The organism is Priestia megaterium (assembly GCF_009497655.1).
GTDB lineage: Bacteria > Bacillota > Bacilli > Bacillales > Bacillaceae_H > Priestia > Priestia zanthoxyli.
Genome location: NZ_CP023317.1, coordinates 2383452 through 2405856 on the forward strand (window position 1 = coordinate 2383452; position 22405 = coordinate 2405856).

The window sequence follows — 22405 nt, forward strand, 5'->3', positions numbered from 1 at the left end:
AAAATCGTGATAAAAGACGCAAGAGAAAACGCGGCGCATTAAAAGATTATCTGAAAAATAAGCTTGGTCAGCTAAAACCGAAGCCAAACAAAGGACCTGTCTCAAATTTAAAGTCTTCTGCTTAAAAAATCCCCCTAGTTTTTATATAGGGGGATTTTCTTTTGAATTTTCTTTTATTTTAAGGTTTAAATGTTATGAGTGGCATTTAAGGGGTAATTTGTGCACAATAGACATTGAATAGTTTATCTAATACGACAACGTAAGGAGAGATTAGACGATGGAAAACATGATTTTAAAACATATGGACGTTGTAAGAGGGATTACGATTAGTATCCTCGAAAAAACAACAGAAGAGGCAGCGGACATCACACCAAAAGGGTTCAATAACAATATTCGCTGGAATCTTGGACACATTGCCTTTATTCAAGAAAAGCTTGTGTTTGGCTTAGCTGGTGAACCGATGCAAACGCCAGAGAGTTATGAAAGCTTTTTTGGTGCCGGAACAAAACCTGCTGATTGGAACGAGGCTGCTCCATCTCTTGAGGAAATTACGAATGTGTTGAAAGACCAAGCACGCCGTATTAAAGAGTTCATGCCGGGGCAGTTTGATAAGCAGTTAATCACACCTTTTACAAATAAAGCGGGTATCAACTTTACAACAGTTGGCGAAACGTTTTTATTCAGTTTCTATCACGAAGCGATGCATGTAGAAACGATTAAGCAAATTGGGAAAGCAGCAGCTGCACAATAAGGAAATAAAAAAGAATAAATCACATATTCTTTATAACTATTTTACATAGCGCCTATGCATATACTGATCTATACAGCGCATAAGATGTAACATGAGCTGCTTTTCCTAATGCAGTTCGCAAGGAGGTGACAACGTGAAATTTCTTTCAGGTTTAACGACTCTTCTTGTGATTTTAGGCGGTTTAAATTGGTTAGCTGTAGCATTAGGCGTGAATGTAGTAGAAGAGCTATTTGGCTCTTGGGATTGGTTAGTAACAACGATTTATTGGTTAGTTGGCCTGTCTGCTCTTTATCAAATTTTTGATAAGTTCTTCGGAACGGGAGCAAGTGTCAAAAGCAAAGCGCTATAATAAATATTATTTTTTATTATCTTTTTAGGGGGTTTGAATGTATATTCAAACCCCCTTTTTCATGGATAAAAGACGTGACATCTTTACAAAATAAGGTAAAATAAGGTAATAACCAAAAAGTAGGAGGGATGAGATGGAGCTTTGGGGTGTAGTACCTATCTTAGTGTTTGGAGTTCTTTATATAGGAATCATTGCTGGTATGATAGCTGTTATTGTTATAGTGTTAAAGCGAATGAAAGAGAGAAATCAATATTTACGTGAAATACGGGATGAACTGAGAAATCAAAACAAGATAACTATAGCAGAAAATAAAGAATAGAAGAGGGTTTAATAGATGAATAAAAGTGTACTTCCTAGCTTTTTTATCGTAAATCTTTTTTTTATTTACTGTTTATTATTTAATCAAGAATACATCTTTCAGCTAAAGAATCTACCTTACATATGGGCTATTTATTTACTTATTGGCACCCTTTTAGCTTTTTATTATATGCTGCGATACAAACAAAAAAGAGACGGACAGGTGCTGCTTTCAATCGGTATTTTAACTACAAGCATTAGTTCACTTGGCTGTTTGGGTTTCTTTTATTTCTTTTATCGTGCGATGGGTGGATAAGAAAGAGCACCAAAAGCAGAGACTTCAGTGAAAGTCTCTGCTTTTTATATAGAAATCTATTGTATAATAGAAAAAAAGAAATGGATGCAGGAGGGGAAATATGCGAATTGTTTCGCTTTGTCCAAGCAATACAGAACTAATAGCGTATTTAAAATGTGAGCATTTGCTCGTAGCAATTGATGATTATTCCGATTGGCCGCAGTCTATTGGAGGTCTGCCGCGTTTAGGTCCCGATTTATCTATTAATATGGATGCGGTGGAAAAAGCCAAGCCAGATTTAGTCCTAGCTTCACTAAGCGTTCCTGGAATGGAGCGAAATATTGAAGAACTTAAAAAACGAAAGATACCTTACGTCGTATATAATCCTAATTCGCTAGAAGATATCCGTCAAAATCTACAGGATTTAGGCCAGCGATTAAATATTGAAACAAAAGCAGCTGAACTGTTAGAGCGGTATGATCAGTTTCTTTCTACATATAAAGGAATGGCAAGTCAAATCGAAAAAACCACTGTATACTGGGAATGGTGGCCAAAACCCGTTTTTACTCCTGGAAAAGCAAACTGGCTGACCGAAATTAGCGCGTTAGCGGGAGGAGAAAATATATTTGCTGATCACAAAGAAGCAAATGTACAGAGTGATTGGGAAGAAGTGCTCAAACGAAATCCACATCACGTGTGTTTGGCTTGGGTAGGCGTACAGACAAACAAAGTAAATCCAACGATTTTACACAAGAGACCGAACTGGTCTGACATGCCGGCCATAAAAGAACATCGTGTATATGTACTAGAAGAATGGCTGTATTGTCGTCCTTCACCTCGATTGCTGTTAGGGTTAAAAAAACTCGCGCCGCTTCTTCATCCAGATACGTTCCCTGCATTTGACGGTAAGGACCCTTTATTATAAGAAAAAGGAGCGATACATATGAAAGATATTGAACAAATAAAACATACCCTTCAACACCGCTATCCTTTTTTACTTGTTGATCGCATCTTAGAGCAAGAAGAAGGAAAGCTTGCTGTAGGAATTAAACAAGTAACAGCAAATGAACCTTTTTTTCAAGGTCACTTCCCGGACTACATGGTAATGCCTGGTGTACTTATTGTGGAGGCTCTTGCTCAGCTCGGCGGATTTGCCATGGCTACGGATGACCACCAAAAAGGAAGACTTGCTTTTTTAGCAGGAATAGATGAATGTCGCTTTAAGCGTCAAGTAAGGCCAGGAGATACACTACGCTTAGAATTTGAGATTCTTAAGCAGCGCGGAAAGATTGTAAAAGGAAAAGGAAAAGCATTTGTAGGCAGCGAATTAGCTTGTGAAGCGGTCATTACCTTTGCTCTTGATGTATAATACAAACGCCTTTGTAAAAAAGCAGCTGATGTTAGTAAGATGAAAACGACCGATGTAAAAAAGGAAATAATTCAGGATAAAGCGTAGCGAGAAAACCGCCTTATGTCGTAAAAGCGGTTTTTTATGAATACCTTTTTACCTTTTGATAAAAGAAGAAACGGGGTATAGAAGAAAAAAGGGAGAGGGGAGAATGCAGTGAGAACATTAACGGAAGTTGTTGTATTACTCACACTATTGGGTACGTATATAGGCATCTCACTACTTGTCTACAAACGGAAAAGAACGAATCCGTTTTTCTACAGCATTTACTTTTATTTAGCTACCAGCGTCATTTTGATTTGCTTGGTTATCTTTTGGCTTCAGCTTCGTTTTGGACTCACTGATAAGCAAGTAGGAGGATTGCTTATCAGTGTGGTGGCATTCTTTTTACTTATTTATGGTTTGTTAAAAACAAGACAAAAAGACAGGTAGCCGGTGCTATCTGTTTTTATTTATATTTATGTTATATATTTTTATCAATTGTAGTGTCAATTCAATACATCTCTTCATATAATAAAGATAACAGCTTTCTTTTGCAGGTTAGTTGACATCGCAGCTTATAACTCGCTATTCTTTTGATAATTCATTTTGTGAAAGGAAGTGGACGTATGGATGCATCCCGCATTATAGCTAAGTTAGAAAACCGGATGCCGACAATCCTTGGGATGGAGCAGTTCTCCCGCTTCGGCATTCTTGTTCCGCTTATTGAAAAACAAGGGGAACTACATGTTTTATTTGAAGTAAGAGCGCTCGATTTACGTAGACAGCCCGGAGAAATTTGTTTTCCAGGAGGGCGTGTTGAAAAGACGGATGCAGATGAAAAAGAAACGGCTATCCGTGAAACCTCTGAAGAGTTAGGAATTACACCCCAATCTATTCAGCACGTACAAGCTTTAGATTATATTGTTTCTCAATTCGGAACAATCATTTATCCTTATGTAGGTTTCATTGATGAGTCGCTTGAACTTCGACCGAATCCTTCGGAAGTAGCAGAAGTATTTACCGTGCCTCTTTCTTTTTTTCAGCGTACCGAACCTGATATACACAATATTAATTTCAGAGTAGAACCCGAACATAATTTTCCTTATGACGCGATTATTGGTGGTGAAAATTATAATTGGCAAACAAGAGAGATGGAAGAACATTTTTATTACTATGAAGATCGAGTCATATGGGGACTGACAGCAAAAGTAATTTATCATTTAGTACATGTACTAAATAATAAATAAAAAGCAGCGAATACGTATTCGCTGCTTTTTATATTAAATAGACTGAATAGCTTCTGTGATAGGCGTATCGCCTGAAACTAAATCAAAAGAACGTCCGAATGTATGATCTTCACTTAACGTTTCTACTACCACACGCGCGACATCTTCACGAGGAATGGATCCGCGCTCTTTGTTCTCCCCAGCATCTACCCGTCCTGTTCCTGGTTCGTTTAACAATCCGCCTGGGCGAACAATTGTATATGTTAATCCGCTTGCTTCTAAGATTTTATCTGCATAATGTTTGGCTACATAGTAAGGAATTAGTGAAGTATTCCAGTTTTCACGGTGATGTGCTTGAAGGGCGCTTACCATCACAAATCGTTTAATTCCTAAATCTTCTGCAGCTTCCATCGCTTTTACTGATCCATCTAAATCAATTAAAAGTGTCTTATCATGACCTGTGCTGCCGCCTGATCCTGCGCTAAAGATAACGGCGTCACAACCTTTCATCACTTCCTTAATTTCATGCACAGTGCCTTCTAAGCTTGCAAAAGCCGTTTCTACACCTCTTGCTTCAAGCTCTTTTGCTTGTTCTTCTTTACGAACCATCGCACGTACAGTGTGCACATCACTTTCATTCAAAATGTTTACAATATGTTTGCCTACTTGACCATTCGCACCAATTACAAGAACTTTCATGTCTAAATTTGCTCCTTTCAAATCCAAATACTTATATATTATTGTTTCATATTCACGGTTTTCATTCAATGAATGAGCTCAAAATCCGGTGAATAAGGGGAAAGTAAGAAAATATATTAAAAAAATGAAAAACAAGAAATAAAAACTAATTTACAAACAAAAAAAGGAAAAAAATAGTTCATTAAACCCAGTGTCTGAACTGTTTAAATTTTGTAAATTTTTCTCAAACCCTTGGTAATACAACACTTCTTAAAAACAGCATCTCTTTTAACATTTCCCGATACAACCTATATAAACACATTTTGATAATTTTAAACTTTTACTTCGGAAAAATTTTTTGTTATTATGTTTTAGTCATTAAAATATTCATGAACGAAATATTTAGTCCGAGCGGACAAAGGAGAGGATAAAATGAACACATTACAATACTTAGTCGCAGAACGTGCAGAGATTTCTCCTCAACATGAAGCACTAGTCGAACATAATGAACGTTATACATTTAATGAATTTCATGAAAAAGTAAATCAATTGTCTCATTACTTCTTAGAGAAAGGAATTCAAAAAGGAGATCGTATTGGTATTTTAGCTCATACAAGCATTGCTTACCCAGTTGTTACAATGGGGATTTTACAAGTGGGAGCAGTCGTTGTTCCATTAAGTAAGAGCATGACACCTTATGAGCTTGATAGCATTATTACAAGCGGACAGTTAAAAGCGATTATCCACCACAATGAATTTACGTCTGTATTAGAAAAAGCGGAACAAACGGCTGGACTTAGCTTTACGTTAAAAATTGAGGATGCAAAAGAATTTACAACTCAATTCTCAGCGTATAACACAAACACACCAGAAGCACTTCCTGAAGTACTTCCTGAAGATTTAGCATTAATGATGTTTACATCAGGTACAACAGGTAAATCAAAAGGATGTATGATTGCACACGGATCGGTAAGTGCCTTTTTAAACTCTGGCGGACAGGAAGAACGTGCAAATATTGATAAAAGCATGCGCTATTTATTTGTTCATCCATTCTTCCACATGAGTTCGATGAGCATTTTATTTATGTGCATTAACACAGGAAACACAATGGTATGTTCTGAAGAAACAGATCCAGCTAAAGTAATTGAGGTAATCGAAAAAGAAAACATTAAAATGTTGTTTGCACTACCACCAGCATTAAAATACATCGTAGAAGAGCTTGAAAAAGGAAATCACTATGATTTCCCTCTAAAACTTGCTGTGTCAGGCGGAACAAAAGTATCAGAGTCTTTAATCGAACAATATGACCGTAACGGTATGATTTTAGCTCAAGGATACGGAAGCACAGAAGCTTGGATTATCAGTTCATGGCATCCTCAAATGGGATGGAAGAAAGTAAGCTCAGCTGGGAAACCGGCTCCACATGTGGAAGTTAAAATTGTAGACCCAGAAACACGTCAAGAAGTTCCAACTGGAGAAAAAGGTGAAGTGCTTGTACGAAGCCCTTATCTATTTAAAGGCTACTGGCAAAACGAAGAAGCAACAAACGCTGTCTTACAAGATGGCTGGTTAGCGATGGGCGATGCAGGTCGATTAGATGAAGACGGATTTCTTTATATTGAAGGACGCTATAAAGATGTAATTGTATATGGAGGAGACAACATCTACCCAGATCAAGTAGAAGAAGTTGTCCTAGCAGCAGACGGTGTGTTAGAAGCGACAGTTGTCGGCATGCCTGATGATGTGTACGGCGAAGTTCCATATGCATTTGTTGTTAAACAAGCAGCGTCAGCTCTAACTGAAGAAGACGTAGTGAATTTCTGTAAAGAACGATTAGCACCATATAAAGTGCCAACTGTTGTATTTGTTTCATCACTTCCTAAAAACAGCGTAGGAAAAGTGTTGAAAAACGAAGTGAAAAAACAAGCCTTAGCACACGCATAATAAAAAAAGCGGCCTTTATAGCCGCTTTTTTTATATTTATTGCTGTAATTTTTGAGATATTTTTTTCATAATGTGAAAGTATTGATCTCTTTCTTCTTCTGATAAGTGTGAAAGTAAATCTGACCAAAAATCGACACGAGTAGCTTGCAATATTTCGACAACTTTTTCGCCTTTTTCCGTCAACTCTACCCACACGCTTCGGCGGTTTTGCTTTTTATATATACGATTCACAAGCTCATCATCTTCTAATTGATTTAATACAATGGTGATAGCACCGGGTGAGAGCCCAAGTACTTTTGTGATATCGCTAACAATACAGCTTTTTTTATCGTGAATCGTCTTTAAGATTGCCTCTTTTGTTGAAGTTAAATGGTAGGGAAGCAAATCATATTTCTCACCGATTACGGTGTTTTTATATTTTAAAAGAGCTTCTTTTACATGATCTATACTTTCTAGCTGATGACTAATCTCTTCTTTGCTATAACGTTCAGTCAAGCGTAAATCCTCCTCATAAAACAAATTCCATTTTTACCATTATACCATGTATAATGCCCATAGAAAAATGAACAACACCGCGAAAATTGTCAGAAAAATTTTAAAATAATTACCATAATTCGTTAAAAAATCCTTGTTTTCGTGCTATTATATATAAGAATAGTAATAACAGGAAACGCATACAACATTTGTTTTCTATTGAGTTCATAAGAAAAAATGGGGTCTATGAACATCATTCCGCTTTACCTCATGTGTTGAATAAAGAAAAAAATATAAAAAATGGTGAGTATTCACTTTGGCAGATCGTCTTTTATAAGATGTTTGTATAAAATGAATGTATACATATTTTTATAGAAAAAACATATTGAGGTAAAGCCGAGATATGGGGGGATTCAATTACATGAAGAAAGTCTTAGGGGCGCTCTTGCTTGGCGCGACAATTGTTAGTGCGTTTATTGCGTACGGCATGTATACAAATCATTCCGCAAAGCAAACAGCTGCGATAGAACAAAAACAAGCGGCTAAAAAACCAGAAAAAAAGGCTGAGAAAAAGAAAAAGCCAGTCCTTAAAGTCGAAGAACTGACGTATCAGTTAAAAGATTCCCGTACAGGAGAAGTAATGAAAGAATTCAAGCCGGTTCATTACAAGGATAAAGGTGTATATGATCAAGAAATTAAACAGTTAGCGTCTGAGCTGGCAAAAGGGATCGATACACCTATGCAAAACATAAAAATAGATGAAAATGGATCGTTGACTGGCGGATCCAAGCAAATCATCTTAAAAGAAGCAGAACTTGTTAAAAATCTGCAGAACTTAAATACGAAACAATTGGAGGTAAAGGTTCCAATATACGAAACCGCTCCAAATGTCACGGCAGCATCTGCTCAAGGGATTGCCGATGTATCATTAGCTTCGTATTCTACACGTTTTCGTCCAAGTGATACAAGCAGAAACAGAAATGTTCAACTATCAGCAGAAGCAATTAATAACGTTGTGTTAGGACCAGGAGATTCATTTTCTTATAATCAAACAGTTGGGGAGCGCACAGCAGAAAGAGGCTATCAGCCTGCTCCTGAAATTATCAATAAACAGCTGGTGATGGGAATTGGCGGAGGTATTTGTCAAACATCTTCTACGTTATTTAATGCGATTGACGGCGCTGGTCTTCAAGTGACAGCTAGGTCTCACCATTCAAAACATGTAGGTTATGTACCTGCGGGAAGAGATGCGACCGTATCGTGGGGAGGACCTGATTTTAAGTTCACAAACAACAAAGATTATCCTGTCATCATTAAAGCATATGCAAACGTAAATACAGGTGTTTTAACTGTAGATGTTCGTACTTCACAGCGTGCTATCTAATAAAAAAAGACGTATCCCAACAGATACGTCTTTTTTTCATTTATTATGCTTTTTGTTGCTCGCGTTCACGAAGTTCCACACGTCGAATTTTACCTGAATTAGTTTTTGGTAATTCATCAATAAATTCAATTACGCGAGGATACTTGTAAGGTGCAGTAAGAGTTTTTACGTGATTTTGCAGCTCTTTAATAAACCCTGCATCTGTTGTTTTTGCATGATCGACAAGAACCACATACGCTTTTACAACATGGCCGCGATCAGCATCTGGGCTAGCTATAACGGCACATTCTTTCACCGCTGGATGCTTAATTAATGCATCTTCAACTTCAAATGGCCCAATTGTATAGCCGGAACTGATAATGATATCATCTCCGCGTCCTTGGAACCAGTAATAGTTATCTTCATCTTTAGAAGCGCGGTCGCCTGTTAAATAGTAGTTTCCTTTATACGTTTTCTCAGTGCGCTCCATGTCTTTATAGTAGTGCTTGAAAAGAGAAGGGAGGTCTCTACGAACGGCAATGTCTCCAACTTCTCCAGGCTTACAAGGCTCGCCGTCTTCATTAATGATTTCTACAAACCCTTCAAGCATCGGTTTACCCATTGAACCAATCTTCGTTTTTACACCTTTTAAGGTACCAATCAAAAGGGTATTTTCCGTTTGGCCGTATCCATCACGTACTTGGATATTAAAATATTTTTTAAACACATTAATTACTTCTTCATTTAGCGGTTCTCCGGCAGATACAGCGCTATGAAGGTGAGACAGGTCAAAACGTTCAAGCTCATCAATTTTAGCCATAAAGCGATACTCTGTTGGCGTGCAGCACAGTACGTTTACTTGTTCATCCTGTAAAATTTCTAAAAACTTTTTAGGTTCAAAACGTCCGTTATAAATAATGCCTGTTGCACCTTGTCCAAGTACAGATAAAAACGGAGTCCAAATCCATTTTTGCCAACCAGGACCTGCTGTTGCCCAGACCGTATCGCCTTTTTTAATATCTAACCATTCAGCAGCAGCGATACGAAGGTGAGCATAAGCCCATCCATGAGTATGAACAACGCCTTTTGGCTGTCCTGTTGTACCAGATGTATAAGGAAGGAATGCCGTATCATCCTTAGTTGTGTTAGCTGCTTGGAACTGTTCTGATGCATCCGCTGTAAGTGACTCTAAGCGCGTCCACGACGTAACATCAGCACCAAATGTAATTTTATGTTGTAGAGAAGTAGGGAAGTTTTCAATCTTATCGATCTCATTGCAGAAAGGATGGTAAGAAATAATCGCTTTTGCTTCAGCGTGATGTAAACGATATTGGATATCTTTTGCGCGTAATAGTTCTGAAGAAGGAATTACAATAATACCTGCTTTTAAGCATGCTAAGTAAATAGCATACGATTCAATAAGGCGAGGTGCGATAACCAACACGTGATCGCCTTTTGTTAATCCTAGCTCCGTTAGCCCGTTTGCCACCTTATTTGCTTTTGCTAACAGCTGGTTATATGTAATTTCCTCACGCACACCGTCAGCGTCCTGCCACTTTAGCGCAAGTTGATCGGATGCATGTTTTTCAATTTCCTCTGTTAAGTTGTAATGTTCACTTGGAACTAAATCTTTTAGTTGAATCATAAAAACGACTCCTTATATTATAGATATCAATGATTTTTTATCATTACTATTATTATATTACTAACTATTAGTACTTGCTACTAATTTGTTTTGGGTTTTAGTAAAAAAGCAAAAAAAGACCCGCTTGTCTTATTACGACAGCGGGTATAACATATGTTATTTAAATAAGCTCCATTTTGTATGAATAGGTACTAGCTCTTCTTCAGACTCGTCCTCTTCGTATAAACCACGTTCTTTTAAGTATTCCACAAAATATAAGTCTGCTTCCTTACGTTCATCATAAGGCTTAATCGATAAAACAAACCCTACTTTATGCTGATCTTCATTTTCAACGCCTGAGAGATACGCTTTTACATTATGCTGCAAGAATAGCTCTTTAGCGGGAATAATTAAGTCCTTGACAAACTTCGACAGTAATTCTAACTCAAAGTCGAAGGTGAACTTAGCAATTTTTTCTAGATCTGCAAATACCACGCCGATAAAACTCGTATTATGTATTTCGTAGTCTTTCGTTTTTTCATCCCATTCAATATGTCCGATTTCCTTTAAGTAATTAATAAAATACCCAATGCCTTCATCGCGGCCAAAAGGTTGTTTAGAAAGAACCAAACCGATCTTTTTGTACTTAGGCAGATACACGCATGAGATAGCGGCTTCAACTTTATGCTGTTGAAATAAGTGCGTTGCCCCTTGAAGCAAAGCATCTAAGACATGATGGGTAATTTTCATTTGTTTACGAGGAAAGTGATATTCGTTGCGTGCTAATTCATCTGTATCAGCAAACGTTGCTCCAATAAAGCCTGTGTTGGATAGGGTAGGAGGAAGCTTCTTTCTTTTTCTTTTTCGTACCGTCATTCAAAAACACTCCTTGTGATCATCAATACGATAAAAAATAAAACGAACATATGTTCTTATCTAATGATACAAAAAATGTGTCGAAAAGTAAAGAGGAGTTAACGGAGAATTTGAAATTTTATAATAAAAGTAGCTAATGATCTTAAAACGTAGCGGTCATTAAAAGATGGAAAAGAAGAGGGGGAGCAAAAAAAATAAAAGGCTGCAGATGAAAAGCATCCACAGCCTTTTATATATTCATTAACGAGCTTCTGTTAAAGCTACCATATCTTCATCATCTAAATCGATATCTACGTGACAATCCATTGTATGAATTGTTTTATCTTCATGATTTCCATAATAAATTGTAATGTTCATGAGTATCGCTCCTTTAAAACTGGATAATGACATCCAATTTATACCGTCATCTATTTGTTTAATATTATACCCGATGAAAAAGGAAACTACAACTAAAATCACTAAAAAGCTGATAGGAAAGGGGTTTGCTGTAATTTTAACACAGAATTTTATAGAATAAAAATACTAAATAATGTATTTTATTGCAGAAAATACGAGGTTTTGACTTTTATAAATGAATAAAAATCCATTTAATGCAAACATATGTACTAAATGAAAAATATACGTTCAGTAGCAAATAAATCCTTAAGATATTAAACGCAAACAGATTTCAACTTTTTGCAAAATGTTCATTGAGAATACGATGAGAAAAAATGAATGAGTGTAAAACTTAATTTCTATAAGTAAACTCATTCATTTTTCAAACTCTCTAATTATAATCTAAAAATCAATCGAACTGATCAATCCTAAAAATAAACTGGTGAAATTCATATGTATTTCTATAAAATCATATCTGCAATTGTTCAATTAGAACAAATCTTGATGCTAATTAGTTTAGTGAGTTAGATCATATAAATACGAACCCTATCTCATTTTTAAATCATGTCTCACTATCATAAGTATACTTTTATAATGAGACATGATTTGTGTTTTATCAATTGGTTCCTAGAATATATATTATGTAAACTAGAAAAAGAAATAAAATCATTGAGGTCTCCCTTACTCTTAGATCCTTGGAATACTTTGCTTTTCCTTTAAAGTGTGTAGGTTCCTTTTAAATCAGCTGTTTTTGCTTTCGGGATTTTAATTTTCGGGTTGTGAACAGAACTCTCAAAGATCGACTGAATGACGCGCTTAAGGTCAAATGAATTAAATTATGTACAAGCTATGGATAGATTGTATCTTAAAAATCGTTAAAATAGCCGCTCACTTAATCGCAATCTCCTGAATACGCCAGTACGTATCATTTTATATGTAATTAAGTAATGCCCTATGGTTTATCCTAGAACTTTACAATTTTGCATCCCAAGTTTAAGGTAGCTATGAATCAGTGTGATAGTAGTTGATTTAATGTAGAAGCGAAAAAAAAGGAAAAAGAACAACTTCTTCCCCTCCATCCGCTTGTCATACAAACTTTTCAAGTTACTAGTTTCAAGGCTTCACTCACTAAGGTATGTTTCCCAATCGTAGTCATGAATTTTGTTAAATTGCCCAAACTCATTTCTTTCGTAAGCACATAGCGGTGTTTCATTTATAAAAGCTAAAATTGAGTCATCAACATTTAAAACAACTCCTAGAGCTACAATTTGAAAATTATCTGGATTACTGTTGAACTCATCTTCTTCGTATCCGCTAAAGATAACCCATCCTGAATCATTCGGTTCATTTGGTTTATCCTTTAACAGAAAATTAAACTCGTTTCTTTCTAAAACATCATTGCTAACTGTTACGAGAGCATTAAAGTAATAGTCCATCTTTTCAGCGTCATCGTTTTCATATTCAGTATCACAAATATGTTCAGTGCCAAAATGCAGGATTTGACCAAGTTTTAAGCTCTTTAAATGATAAGGTTCATTATCAAGCTTTCCAACAAAGTTCTCTTTGTTTCTATCCGTAATTTGCACCCACATTCTTTCTCCTTTGTAACCATCTGTATCTGAATCACTAAAGAAAACTAACTTCACCAGGTCTCCCGCTTTTAATTTATCCGTCACCGCTTTGCTTGGCTTGTAAAATGTATAAGGAGATTCTTTGTTTCTTTTGTAAACGTTATCTAATTGCCAAGGTGTATTATCCTCAATTTTTTTATTGTTAGCATGTTTTTTGAACCAATTTTTCATATAATACATTACCTCTTTGATTTATATAATTTAAATTTCTTTAATTGGATACTGAATTAAAATGGATTCTAACCCTTGAATAAACGCATCTATGTAAGTTAAATCTGTTTCAAATTCAAACTTTAGTTCTGTTCCCCAGCCAGCGGGATACTGTATAAACCCATCTACACTAACATTTTTTCTTCCATTCATAGTCAATGTGAAACCAAAATAGGGTTCAGTGGGTTCAAAAAGTACTTTCTTCTGCTTTAAAGCTGAGAATTTCTTTAACTCGTTAAGATAGTACTTTATTGTACGCCCTTCTAAAATAACCTCGTCAATTTCAGCTTTAAATGCAGGAATATTAAATGTAAGATAATTTTTATGCCAATCTGCATCATGGATGTTATCTGCTTCTGGGTACGCGTATGCATAAGTACAAATCTTAAGACAAGAAAGTCCATCCTGTGCAGACAATTCTGCAAACGGATAGTTAGAAAAGTAATTTTGTTCCATGGAAAATACTAACCCTTCTGTTGATATCCCTTCACCAAAAACGCCTTCGTCAAAATAGCTGCACCATATTCCATCTTTACTAACAGCTATGTCTTGTACAGCATCTCCACAATAAAATGACCGAATGACTTCTCCATCAATATTCATAATAAAAAGATTGTGCTCTTCTCCCTTGGTTCTGGCATTCATTATCAAAAAATGCTTATAATCAATCCATCTGACAAAAGGATAGTTTATTTTTAAACGTGGATAAAGTGTAGTACCGTTTACAGACAGTTCGAATTTATTATGACGTTTTTGAACTAAGACTAGTCCATATTCATCTCTATAATCTGCATCAATAATAGTTAAATAAGTGTCATCAGGTTCAATACTAAAAATAGTCGCCGCTTCAATGTTCAAACTTGGTCACTCCTTATATTATAAAAAAGAAAAGTAAATCTACTGTTTTTCTAACAAGTCTTCTAATTCTGTCAATAAATCATACGGCTCGACTTCTAACCCAATTAACTTGGCATTCCAGTTAACACCAACTAACAAATCGTCGTCATTCATTCCGTATAGCCAATTATCCATAAATTCCTCCAACGGTATAGATGCTGATTTATAATGTGACCATCCTTCTACTGCACATTGCTTTGCATATGCTTCATCCGACCAAAAAAGCATAACGACTGTCTGTTCATATTTATTCGATTCACATACGCACCAGCCATCTTCACTTTTTAATCCCCAGACCACAGTGCTTTCTGAAACTCTTTTAACAAAATTTGCGTAGCGTCTCTTCGAATTTACAGTTAGATCAAGTTCCATTGCTAATCTCCTCGTTTCCTTGTTATGTTTTTTTAAGCAATAAAATATCCCTGATAACTTTAAATACTCCGCCAGAAGTCGAAGGTGGTCGTTATACTGAACTCCTTTGTTTTTTACCACCAGAATGGGACCTTTCAGAAGAAGGATTTAAGCAAGAAGAAATATATTGGCCAATTGAAAATTTAAAATTTTCAGCTCGCTTCCCCCATGAATTAGATACATGGGTAGGGTTTGGTCACACGATTCAAAATGACAACCCAATTAAACCATTTAGCTCTAATACAAAGCTTTGTGCTTCTCTTTTGCTCCCTCCACTAACTGAAGAAGAAGCCTGGAGCGTTCATATCCGTGAAGGAAAAGATGTTGAGTTCTATAATGTACTTCCTCTTTACGAAAGTGAAATGAACTATAAAATGAAGCGTGGAACTGATAAGCTACTTGATAAATTTGATAAACACGGCATCAGCCAAATATATGACATTCATCGTAAAAACGTATGTAAAAAAATGTGGTTCTAAAAAAGCCTACTTAGTCAAGTAGGCTTTTACCATGTTACCGTTGTTTATTATTTTTCAATTCTCTTTTTAGTTTTCATATCAAATTTGGCTAACACCTGTTTTTGTTGCTTGACAACTAAAACTCCATCTAAAAGTTGTAGTTCTAGCTTTTTTAACTGTTGGTCAGATGCTTTCAAAGGAGAAGCTTGCTCTTTATTAGTTGAACCTTTAAACCCTAAATCATAATTCAAAGTAAAATTTCCTTGTTCATTATATTTGAGAATGCTAGGAGACGAAAAACCATATCCCAGTCCAGACCTATCTTGATTATCATCAGGATTAAATACATTGAAGCCAACGCTCTCTTCTAGTGCATTTTTTAATGGTATATGAGGCTGAATTTCCATTTCAATTCCTTTGTCCGGATGTTCTTTCCCAACGCGTTTTTTACCTGTGTTTTTTAAGTCGATTTCGTAATATAAACTAGTAGGCACGAGCTCTTTTCCTTTGTCTTTTCCTTCTGTGATAATGGTTGAACCAACTAAACGTTTATCCGTAACAATCGATACATCCACTTTCACAAGTTCAAGGTGATTTCCTAACTCGTGAGCCTCTTTTTTACTTAGTCTGCTCGTTTTATCCACAGGTGGAGAGGGATTTTGGCAAGCGGTCGTGAGTAGAAAGAGAGCAAGCAGTGCGAATATATAACGTTTTTTCATCTGATTTCTCCTTTTGTGCATAATTTAGAAATATATTCTATGAAATTATACCTTAAAAAAGAAGCAACTCCCTTTTAGTTAGGAACGCTTCTTTTAATAAACCTTTTTTCTTTTTATTAGTAACCATCTACCGTAACATCAGTAATTGACCCATCACTAGGACTTACTTGATACCAACCTTGTGTAGCTGTATGTTCCTCTCCTGTATCTTCATTATCCACAACATTTTCATAAACATGGATAATATAGTTTCCTGAGTCGTCAAGGTGATCGTATTCTACAAGAAGAGGTGAATCTTCAGATATGCCTTGTTGGTCACGAACTAGCTGGATAGCTTGCTCTTGGGAAACTGTTTGTTCGGCTGGTTCCTCTTCCTCAAGGGTTTCTGTATCTTCTTCTTGCTCTGATTCTGTTTGCGCCTCATCTTCCGAATCAGCCTGAGCTTCTTCCTCATCCGCTTTTGCCTGAGTTTCCTCTTCCTCCGCTTTGCGATCTGCTTCTGCCTGAGCTTCAGCTTCTGCATCAGCCTTGGCCTGCGCCTCTTCTTCTTTTTGTTTGTCTTCTTCTAGCTGCGCGTAGTAATCATCTAATTCTTTTTCCATTTGCTGCTGCTCAAGGTCTGATAATTGCTTTTGTTGTTCTTGTATTTGGTTTTGAAGCAAAGCAATTTGTTCTTCTGAAGCATTATCAACAAAATTGATGTTTTCTACATAATCACCACTGGCGTCAAAATTAACTTCCATCATACAAAAAACATTTTGCTCTTGATTAATCCCGTAGTAAATATACTGATTGTCACCTACTTGGATATACTGATAACCATTCATTACGTTTAATAAGTAATCGCGATCAGCTTCTTTAGAATTAACGGCTTTTTTAATGGTTGATGCTTTTGTTTGTAATGTATTTGGCGATGATTCTTTTACAGCCGTTTTGTTGCCGTTTTCTTTCGTATGAACCGCTGTTGATTTCTCTGCAGACTCTTCTTTTTGCGATACCGTTTCACTGGACTCATCACTACACCCTGCTAGCAATACGGCTAACAACGGAATACCAAAAGCAACTTTCAACATTTTCATAGACTATTATCCCCTTTTTTTATCTTTTTTTAGGTTTTATATAATTCTAAAGAACTATAAAACCTTAGGGGTTATTATACCAAAATTAAGAAAATATAAGAATATTTTCTTGTTTGATTTATGGTATTTTTTTGAAAAGATTATCTTTTTATGCATAAAAAAACACAAAGCCATGTACTTTTCATAACACGGCTTTGTGTGTTCGTAATCGATGTTAATGATGAAATCCATTGTCGTATTTCGTGTCTTTAAGAACAGGTCTATCCAATGAGTTAAGAAATTCAACGGCTTGTTTGAAATTAACCATAAATAAATGAGCAAGGTCTCTTGAAAATCCATTTCTAACAACAATGCGCATGATTGTGATTTCTTCCATGTCTGCTGGGAGTGGATAAGCAGGCACTTGCCATCCATACGTGCGCAATTGTCTAGACAGGTCATAAAGAGTCCAGTTTGGCGTGTATCCTTCTTTTAGTTTCCAAGCAAGAACCGGGATATCTGAACCATCTGCGATAATTTCGAATGCTTCCATTTCTCCAATTTCTTTGCTGAGAAACAGCGCGTTTTCTTGGGAGGTTTTTTGCACGGCATAATAGCCCTCTTTACCTAAACGTAAGAAATTGTAGTACTGTAAAAGGACTTGTGCTCCTGGTCTAGAGAAGTTAAGTGCAAAAGTTGGCATGTTGCCTCCTAAGTAAGAAACGCGGAAAATAAGATCTTCAGGCAAGTCTTCTTTTTCTCTCCAAATCACCCACCCTAAACCAGGATAGACTAAACCGTACTTGTGTCCCGATACGTTAATGGACTTTACTCGCGGCAAGCGGAAATCCCAGATAAGGTCTGGTTGAAGAAACGGAGCGATAAAACCTCCAGAAGCAGCGTCTACGTGGATAGGAATATCTAATCCTGTCTTTTCTTGTAACTCATCCAATGCTTTTGCAATAGCAGCAATTGGTTCGTAAACTCCTGTATACGTCACTCCAAGAATCGGTACGACACCAATTGTATTTTCGTCAACCGCATTAATGACGCCTTCTGGATCTAAATAAGGATGATCTGCATTAATGTTCACATAACGAGGCTCTACGTCCCAATAGTTTGCGAACTTCTCCCACACCACTTGAACGGATGAACTAAATACAATGTTCGGCCGGTCTGTTGATAGCCCTTTACTTTTACGCAGTTTCTGCCACCGTCTTTTTAACGCCAGTCCACCAAGCATACAAGCTTCAGATGAACCTGTAGTAGAAACACCCATCGTTGTATCAGGATTAGGTGAATTCCACAAATCCGCTAAAATACGTACACATCTCTCTTCAATAGCCGCTGTCTGCGGATACTCGTCTTTATCAATCATATTTTTATCAAAAGACTCTCCATACAAACGCTTTGCATCAGGCTCCATCCACGTAGTAACAAACGTAGCTAAATTTAAGCGGGCATTCCCGTCTAAAGCAATTTCATCATGAATGATTTGATAAGCTGTTTCGGGAAGCATACCTTGATCACCAATACGCAGCCTTGGAATCGTCACTTCTCCTTGTCGAGAAAAAAGCGGATTAACAGGAAATTCATCAGGTAAATTTTTTTGTTCACGATGCGGATGCCATTGAGGCATAAAGTATCATCTCCTTATGTATATCTAACAAATTGCTTTACGTTCCACCTGGTGTTGTAACAAGCAGGTCTCCTTTACACATTATGAGCTTTGAAACCTATTTTCATTCTTTTCATTATTCGTAGCACGTAAGGACGAACTTTATTTAATAATACCCATGAAAATAGTCTTGCCAAACTCAAAAGGTGTAAGATATGGTAATATATTCTAAAGGAGGTTTTTAGATGAAGAAACAAGGAATTATTTTGCAAGACAAGTTTTTCGAATTAGGTGAATCTCCTATCTATAATGAATCACAAGACATTGTTGGAAATGTCGCATATAAGTTATCTATTGCTAATAAATTTGAGATTTTAAAAAACGAAGAGATCGTGTTTACAGGTAAATCTAAAATGTTTGCCCTTATGCCAAAGATGATTATTTCAGATCACCACGGAAATGAAGTTGGAATGATTCAACGGAAATTCACTTTTTTTAAAAAGAAGTATCTTTATATTAGAAACGACGGCGATACATATGAAATTACGGGGAATATAACAGATCGTAAATTTGACGTTTTGCGTTCCGGCGTTCCTGTCATTCAAGTCCGCACACTTTCTTCGTTTCTGTCATTACGTCCACACACGTTTGCTTTAGAATTTCTCGAACCTGATCTTGATAAGTGGGAAGGAATTGCGGTTGTACAAGGTGTAAGGATGATGGTAAAAGACGAAAACAGCAGTACAGCTACTGCTCCGGCTCAATAGTGGTTATAGAAGGTTATATGATATAAAAAAACGAACAAACTTCAATATAAAGTTTGTTCGTTTTTTTAAATTAAGGGCCAAATACTAACGTACCGATGACATGGTAGCCAATTGGTACAAGAAACAAGATGATATTTAAAATAATCGCCCATAGACAGAGCTTGTCTTTTTTTATAAAAAAACCAATAATTGCAGGAACAACCATGAGCGGAACTAAAAAGATAGGTGCGATAATAGGAAGGCCTTGAAGCTTTTCAGCCGCAACAAGTCCTGTAAAAAAGTTAAGGATCAATAAAGTATTAATAATAACATATAAAAGTGAAATTCCTCCAAGAACCCCACCTATTATCCCGCTTTTAGTTGTTTTAACAGTAGCATCCACGTTTCTATCACCTCATTTTTTAGAAATATAAGTAAACTATACTATAATGTGGTTTTTATTGTAAAGGTAAGGTATGGAGAAAAAACACTGTAGCAATTGCTACAGTGTTTTTTTATAAACAGTGCATTTTTTCTTCTGCTTCTTTCCAAGGAACCGTATATCCCTGTCCTTTGGCGCAAAAGACAGAGGATGAGCTGTATTCCGGATCTGCCTCTTTATTGTAGCGGATTCGTTCAATAACTTCTTCTTCATTATGACAACGTTCATACCCTCCGAATAATAGAGACATCGCTCCTTTTCCGTGCGTAAAAGATGCTAGCGTCGAACCGTAGTTCATAAAAGTAGCAACAGGAACTTTCCCTGTAATAATCGCTTTGTTTTCGGTTGTTACAGGAGAATCAAAGCGGCCGTGTGCGCTTTGAACATCAGCTAATACCCTCCCCATTTGATCAATATCCACTTTAATTTTAAAGTCATAATACGGTTCTAGCACAATATTTTTGGCTTTTTCTAACCCTTGTCGTAATGCTCGGTACGTTGCTTCTCTAAAATCTCCTCCGCTTGTATGCTTGTTGTGAGCTCGTCCGGTACACAACGTCACTTTTAGATCAGTAGTAGGCGACCCCGTTAGCAAACCGTGATGCGGCTTTTCAAATATATGCTGACGGACCAGATTTTGATACCCAACGGATAAATCATCGGCGTGACAAGCATTTTCAAAGGTAATTCCGCTGTTTCGTTCCGCTGCTTCTATTCTCAAGTGAACTTCTGCATAGTGTTTCAACGGTTCAAAATGCCCGTAGCCCATCACTGTATTTTCAATAGATTCTTTGTACAAAATTTCTGGTTCTTCAAACTGTACGTTTATATTAAAGCGTTCTTTTATCAGTTTTTCGAGAACTTCAAGCTGAATGGCTCCCATCACATGAATATGAAGCTCTTGAGTCCTTTCTTCCCACGTCACATGTAAAGAAGGATCTTCGGCATCTAATAGTTGAAAAAGTTTAATTCCTTCTTTTGGATGAACAGAAGGCTCAAAAACAACTTTTGATTTTAACGTAGGCAAAAGTTCATAGGAGCGGCTTTCTTTTAACGTTCCAAGACCGTCTCCAACGGATGCGGAAGTCAATCCTGTAACTGCAAAAAGTTCGCCGGCTGAACCTTCATTTACGTTTTTGAATGTGCTTCCGTTATAAGCACGAATTTGAGTGATTTTTTCTTCGTATAGCTCTCCGTTTTTTTCATAAGCCACTTCATCACGCACTTGCAGTGTCCCGCTTAGAGCTTTGATAAACGTGATGCGCATGCCGTTTTCATCGTGCCGAATTTTATATACACGCCCTGAAAATGCTTCTTCCTGCGAGTAGTGAGTTTCTGTTAGCAAATCGAGCTTTTCTAAAAAACTTTCAATACCGATGTCTTGCAAAGCTGAGCCACAAGCACACGGGAAAATCTGATTGGCTTGAAAAAGCTTTTGCATAGCCGCTTTCCAATAAGCTTGATCATTCTTGCCTTCCATAAATGCATCTAAAAGCTCTTCATCTTTTTCAGCTGTAAATTCAATAAGTTCCTCACTTAACGAGCCGTCTATAAGCTCTGAAGTTATGTCAAAAACATCAGGGGTTAAGTTATGTTTAATATCATTTATAACACGTTCAGGATCTGCTCCTACACGATCGATTTTATTGATGAAAAAGAATACGGGCACACGATGTTTTTGAAGCAGCTGCCAAACCGTTTCTGTATGCCCTTCCACTCCCTCGACTGCGCTTAAGATAACAATCGCATAGTCCATCACTTGAATAGAACGTTCCATTTCAGGTGAAAAATCGACGTGGCCAGGTGTATCAATTAAATAATAAGTAGAACCGTTATATGAAAAAGTTCCTTGGTCAGCAAATACCGTAATGCCCCGTTCTTTCTCAATCGTATGAGTATCAAGAAACGAATCTTTGTGGTCAACTCTTCCTCGCTGTTTAATACTTTTTGTGTGGTAAAGAAGCTGCTCGGAAAACGTAGTCTTCCCTGCATCCACATGCGCTGCAATACCGATTGTTTTGTTGAATTGTTTCATTGTTAAATACCACCTTACTGCTGTATGTATAGCTGTTACTTTCTATTTTATAATAATCGTAAGAAAAAGTGGATGACAAAGGCCTAGAGCTGCTTACATCAAAAAAGAATGCGTGATTAAACATCGCATTCCCTTTTTGTACGGCGTTTAGTATCTTTTTTGCCTTTGGCTATAAAAATAGCTGCTATAAGGCACCCAATTCCAGATAAATGCATGATGTTATTACCTGTTGCGCCTAGACTGTTACTGGTCAAACCAACTAAAATACTACCAAGTATAATCAATAAAACAGCAAGCATGAACTTCATTTTTTCACTCTCCGTTAGCGTTAGTAAGTTATTAAATATGATTTGCATATGAATCATATAAAACAGTAAGTAGTACTAGATATTCAATTGCGAATGTATTAATCAACATCTAGTTAACCATAATATTATTATGAAAATAATAGTGTGGATTCAAACGCTCATGGTACCATATTCTAATCGATTTATATGTTATCATACATAAATTGTTAAAAGTACATTTTTTCACCTTT

General features: G+C 36.6%; 25 protein-coding genes. 12 read left to right on the forward strand and 13 right to left on the reverse strand.

The features are described from left to right. The first annotated feature begins 277 nt into the window (after positions 1-277). The 8 genes from CEQ83_RS11920 (at position 278) to CEQ83_RS11955 (ending at position 4329) form a co-directional block, all read left to right on the forward strand. Complete coding sequence (locus tag CEQ83_RS11920; protein WP_098999345.1) at positions 278-751, forward strand: DinB family protein; 474 nt, start codon at positions 278-280, stop codon at positions 749-751. 133 nt (positions 752-884) lie between these two features. Continuing rightward, positions 885-1100: a DUF378 domain-containing protein gene (locus CEQ83_RS11925; protein ID WP_013057146.1), complete on the forward strand. Its 216-nt coding sequence runs from the start codon at positions 885-887 to the stop codon at positions 1098-1100. Between the two features lie 133 nt (positions 1101-1233). Further along, complete coding sequence (locus tag CEQ83_RS11930; RefSeq protein WP_034266296.1) at positions 1234-1419, forward strand: hypothetical protein; 186 nt, start codon at positions 1234-1236, stop codon at positions 1417-1419. Between the two features lie 15 nt (positions 1420-1434). Continuing rightward, positions 1435-1713 (forward strand): hypothetical protein, encoded by a 279-nt coding sequence (locus CEQ83_RS11935; RefSeq protein WP_098999346.1) that lies wholly within the window; start codon positions 1435-1437, stop codon positions 1711-1713. Positions 1714-1813: 100 nt separating this feature from the next. Next, the gene (locus CEQ83_RS11940; protein WP_098999347.1) at positions 1814-2617 is read left to right on the forward strand and encodes a cobalamin-binding protein; all 804 of its coding nucleotides are present in this window, start codon (positions 1814-1816) and stop codon (positions 2615-2617) included. A gap of 18 nt (positions 2618-2635) precedes the next feature. Next, entirely contained in the window at positions 2636-3061 is a 426-nt protein-coding gene (fabZ, locus tag CEQ83_RS11945; RefSeq protein ID WP_033579045.1) for a 3-hydroxyacyl-ACP dehydratase FabZ, read from the forward strand. A gap of 195 nt (positions 3062-3256) precedes the next feature. Continuing rightward, complete coding sequence (locus CEQ83_RS11950; RefSeq protein ID WP_014459988.1) at positions 3257-3532, forward strand: hypothetical protein; 276 nt, start codon at positions 3257-3259, stop codon at positions 3530-3532. Between the two features lie 176 nt (positions 3533-3708). Then, the gene (locus CEQ83_RS11955) at positions 3709-4329 is read left to right on the forward strand and encodes an NUDIX hydrolase (RefSeq protein WP_028413281.1); all 621 of its coding nucleotides are present in this window, start codon (positions 3709-3711) and stop codon (positions 4327-4329) included. Between the two features lie 33 nt (positions 4330-4362). On the opposite strand, the gene CEQ83_RS11960 is transcribed toward CEQ83_RS11955, so the two are convergent. Next, positions 4363-5007 (reverse strand): SDR family oxidoreductase, encoded by a 645-nt coding sequence (locus tag CEQ83_RS11960; protein ID WP_098999348.1) that lies wholly within the window; start codon positions 5005-5007, stop codon positions 4363-4365. A 411-nt stretch (positions 5008-5418) separates the two neighbouring features. On the opposite strand from CEQ83_RS11960, the gene CEQ83_RS11965 reads away from it, so the two are divergent. Beyond that, a complete protein-coding gene (locus CEQ83_RS11965; RefSeq protein ID WP_028413279.1) occupies positions 5419-6930 on the forward strand; it encodes a class I adenylate-forming enzyme family protein in 1512 nt (503 codons plus the stop codon). Between the two features lie 36 nt (positions 6931-6966). On the opposite strand, the gene CEQ83_RS11970 is transcribed toward CEQ83_RS11965, so the two are convergent. Next, complete coding sequence (locus tag CEQ83_RS11970) at positions 6967-7425, reverse strand: MarR family winged helix-turn-helix transcriptional regulator (RefSeq protein ID WP_013057155.1); 459 nt, start codon at positions 7423-7425, stop codon at positions 6967-6969. Between the two features lie 400 nt (positions 7426-7825). On the opposite strand from CEQ83_RS11970, the gene CEQ83_RS11975 reads away from it, so the two are divergent. After that, positions 7826-8788, forward strand: a complete 963-nt coding sequence (locus tag CEQ83_RS11975; protein WP_033579048.1) for a VanW family protein — start codon at positions 7826-7828, stop codon at positions 8786-8788. 43 nt (positions 8789-8831) lie between these two features. On the opposite strand, the gene mbcS is transcribed toward CEQ83_RS11975, so the two are convergent. From mbcS to CEQ83_RS12000, 5 genes are all read right to left on the reverse strand, one after another. Continuing rightward, a complete protein-coding gene (gene mbcS / locus CEQ83_RS11980) occupies positions 8832-10412 on the reverse strand; it encodes an acyl-CoA synthetase MbcS (protein ID WP_034327751.1) in 1581 nt (526 codons plus the stop codon). 156 nt (positions 10413-10568) lie between these two features. Continuing rightward, positions 10569-11267 (reverse strand): hypothetical protein, encoded by a 699-nt coding sequence (locus CEQ83_RS11985; RefSeq protein WP_014459981.1) that lies wholly within the window; start codon positions 11265-11267, stop codon positions 10569-10571. 1496 nt (positions 11268-12763) lie between these two features. Continuing rightward, positions 12764-13444 (reverse strand): immunity protein Imm33 domain-containing protein, encoded by a 681-nt coding sequence (locus CEQ83_RS11990; RefSeq protein ID WP_155017266.1) that lies wholly within the window; start codon positions 13442-13444, stop codon positions 12764-12766. 30 nt (positions 13445-13474) lie between these two features. Next, positions 13475-14341, reverse strand: coding sequence for a WapI family immunity protein (locus tag CEQ83_RS11995; RefSeq protein ID WP_155017267.1), 867 nt, complete (start codon positions 14339-14341; stop codon positions 13475-13477). A 39-nt stretch (positions 14342-14380) separates the two neighbouring features. Continuing rightward, positions 14381-14752, reverse strand: coding sequence for a DUF2750 domain-containing protein (locus CEQ83_RS12000; protein WP_028413274.1), 372 nt, complete (start codon positions 14750-14752; stop codon positions 14381-14383). Here CEQ83_RS12000 and CEQ83_RS12005 point away from each other — a divergent pair. Continuing rightward, entirely contained in the window at positions 14752-15270 is a 519-nt protein-coding gene (locus CEQ83_RS12005; RefSeq protein WP_165573454.1) for a suppressor of fused domain protein, read from the forward strand. The two genes, CEQ83_RS12000 and CEQ83_RS12005, sit on opposite strands and share 1 nt — an antisense overlap. Before the next feature lie 47 nt (positions 15271-15317). Here the strand turns inward: CEQ83_RS12005 and CEQ83_RS12010 are convergent, their stop codons facing one another. The 3 genes from CEQ83_RS12010 to CEQ83_RS12020 form a co-directional block, all read right to left on the reverse strand. Next, positions 15318-15968, reverse strand: coding sequence for a hypothetical protein (locus CEQ83_RS12010; RefSeq protein ID WP_155017269.1), 651 nt, complete (start codon positions 15966-15968; stop codon positions 15318-15320). Positions 15969-16084: 116 nt separating this feature from the next. Further along, the gene (locus CEQ83_RS12015) at positions 16085-17047 is read right to left on the reverse strand and encodes a hypothetical protein (RefSeq protein ID WP_155017270.1); all 963 of its coding nucleotides are present in this window, start codon (positions 17045-17047) and stop codon (positions 16085-16087) included. Positions 17048-17261: 214 nt separating this feature from the next. Next, positions 17262-18665: a glutamate decarboxylase gene (locus CEQ83_RS12020; protein ID WP_155017271.1), complete on the reverse strand. Its 1404-nt coding sequence runs from the start codon at positions 18663-18665 to the stop codon at positions 17262-17264. A gap of 224 nt (positions 18666-18889) precedes the next feature. Between CEQ83_RS12020 and CEQ83_RS12025 the strand changes: the two genes are divergently transcribed. Next, entirely contained in the window at positions 18890-19411 is a 522-nt protein-coding gene (locus CEQ83_RS12025; protein WP_155017272.1) for an LURP-one-related family protein, read from the forward strand. A gap of 70 nt (positions 19412-19481) precedes the next feature. Here the strand turns inward: CEQ83_RS12025 and CEQ83_RS12030 are convergent, their stop codons facing one another. The 3 genes from CEQ83_RS12030 to CEQ83_RS12040 all read right to left on the reverse strand — a co-directional run bounded on the left by CEQ83_RS12030 (position 19482) and on the right by CEQ83_RS12040 (position 22175). Further along, entirely contained in the window at positions 19482-19793 is a 312-nt protein-coding gene (locus tag CEQ83_RS12030; protein WP_047750914.1) for a hypothetical protein, read from the reverse strand. 112 nt (positions 19794-19905) lie between these two features. Next, positions 19906-21867 (reverse strand): GTP-binding protein, encoded by a 1962-nt coding sequence (locus CEQ83_RS12035; RefSeq protein WP_155010151.1) that lies wholly within the window; start codon positions 21865-21867, stop codon positions 19906-19908. Positions 21868-21983: 116 nt separating this feature from the next. After that, positions 21984-22175 carry a hypothetical protein gene (locus tag CEQ83_RS12040; protein ID WP_098626536.1) on the reverse strand — a complete coding sequence of 64 codons (192 nt, stop codon included), beginning with the start codon at positions 22173-22175 and terminating at the stop codon, positions 21984-21986. Positions 22176-22405 lie beyond the last annotated feature (230 nt).

Coding starts and splice junctions, on each gene's coding strand:
- CEQ83_RS11920 (WP_098999345.1), top strand. CDS start 278: ATGGAAAACATGATTTTAAAACATATGGACGTTGTAAGAGGGATTACG.
- CEQ83_RS11930 (WP_034266296.1), top strand. CDS start 1,234: ATGGAGCTTTGGGGTGTAGTACCTATCTTAGTGTTTGGAGTTCTTTAT.
- CEQ83_RS11935 (WP_098999346.1), top strand. CDS start 1,435: ATGAATAAAAGTGTACTTCCTAGCTTTTTTATCGTAAATCTTTTTTTT.
- CEQ83_RS11940 (WP_098999347.1), top strand. CDS start 1,814: ATGCGAATTGTTTCGCTTTGTCCAAGCAATACAGAACTAATAGCGTAT.
- fabZ (WP_033579045.1), top strand. CDS start 2,636: ATGAAAGATATTGAACAAATAAAACATACCCTTCAACACCGCTATCCT.
- CEQ83_RS11955 (WP_028413281.1), top strand. CDS start 3,709: ATGGATGCATCCCGCATTATAGCTAAGTTAGAAAACCGGATGCCGACA.
- CEQ83_RS11960 (WP_098999348.1), bottom strand. CDS start 5,007: ATGAAAGTTCTTGTAATTGGTGCGAATGGTCAAGTAGGCAAACATATT.
- CEQ83_RS11965 (WP_028413279.1), top strand. CDS start 5,419: ATGAACACATTACAATACTTAGTCGCAGAACGTGCAGAGATTTCTCCT.
- CEQ83_RS11975 (WP_033579048.1), top strand. CDS start 7,826: ATGAAGAAAGTCTTAGGGGCGCTCTTGCTTGGCGCGACAATTGTTAGT.
- mbcS (WP_034327751.1), bottom strand. CDS start 10,412: ATGATTCAACTAAAAGATTTAGTTCCAAGTGAACATTACAACTTAACA.
- CEQ83_RS11985 (WP_014459981.1), bottom strand. CDS start 11,267: ATGACGGTACGAAAAAGAAAAAGAAAGAAGCTTCCTCCTACCCTATCC.
- CEQ83_RS11990 (WP_155017266.1), bottom strand. CDS start 13,444: ATGAAAAATTGGTTCAAAAAACATGCTAACAATAAAAAAATTGAGGAT.
- CEQ83_RS12000 (WP_028413274.1), bottom strand. CDS start 14,752: ATGGAACTTGATCTAACTGTAAATTCGAAGAGACGCTACGCAAATTTT.
- CEQ83_RS12010 (WP_155017269.1), bottom strand. CDS start 15,968: ATGAAAAAACGTTATATATTCGCACTGCTTGCTCTCTTTCTACTCACG.
- CEQ83_RS12015 (WP_155017270.1), bottom strand. CDS start 17,047: ATGAAAATGTTGAAAGTTGCTTTTGGTATTCCGTTGTTAGCCGTATTG.
- CEQ83_RS12020 (WP_155017271.1), bottom strand. CDS start 18,665: ATGCCTCAATGGCATCCGCATCGTGAACAAAAAAATTTACCTGATGAA.
- CEQ83_RS12025 (WP_155017272.1), top strand. CDS start 18,890: ATGAAGAAACAAGGAATTATTTTGCAAGACAAGTTTTTCGAATTAGGT.
- CEQ83_RS12035 (WP_155010151.1), bottom strand. CDS start 21,867: ATGAAACAATTCAACAAAACAATCGGTATTGCAGCGCATGTGGATGCA.
- CEQ83_RS12040 (WP_098626536.1), bottom strand. CDS start 22,175: ATGAAGTTCATGCTTGCTGTTTTATTGATTATACTTGGTAGTATTTTA.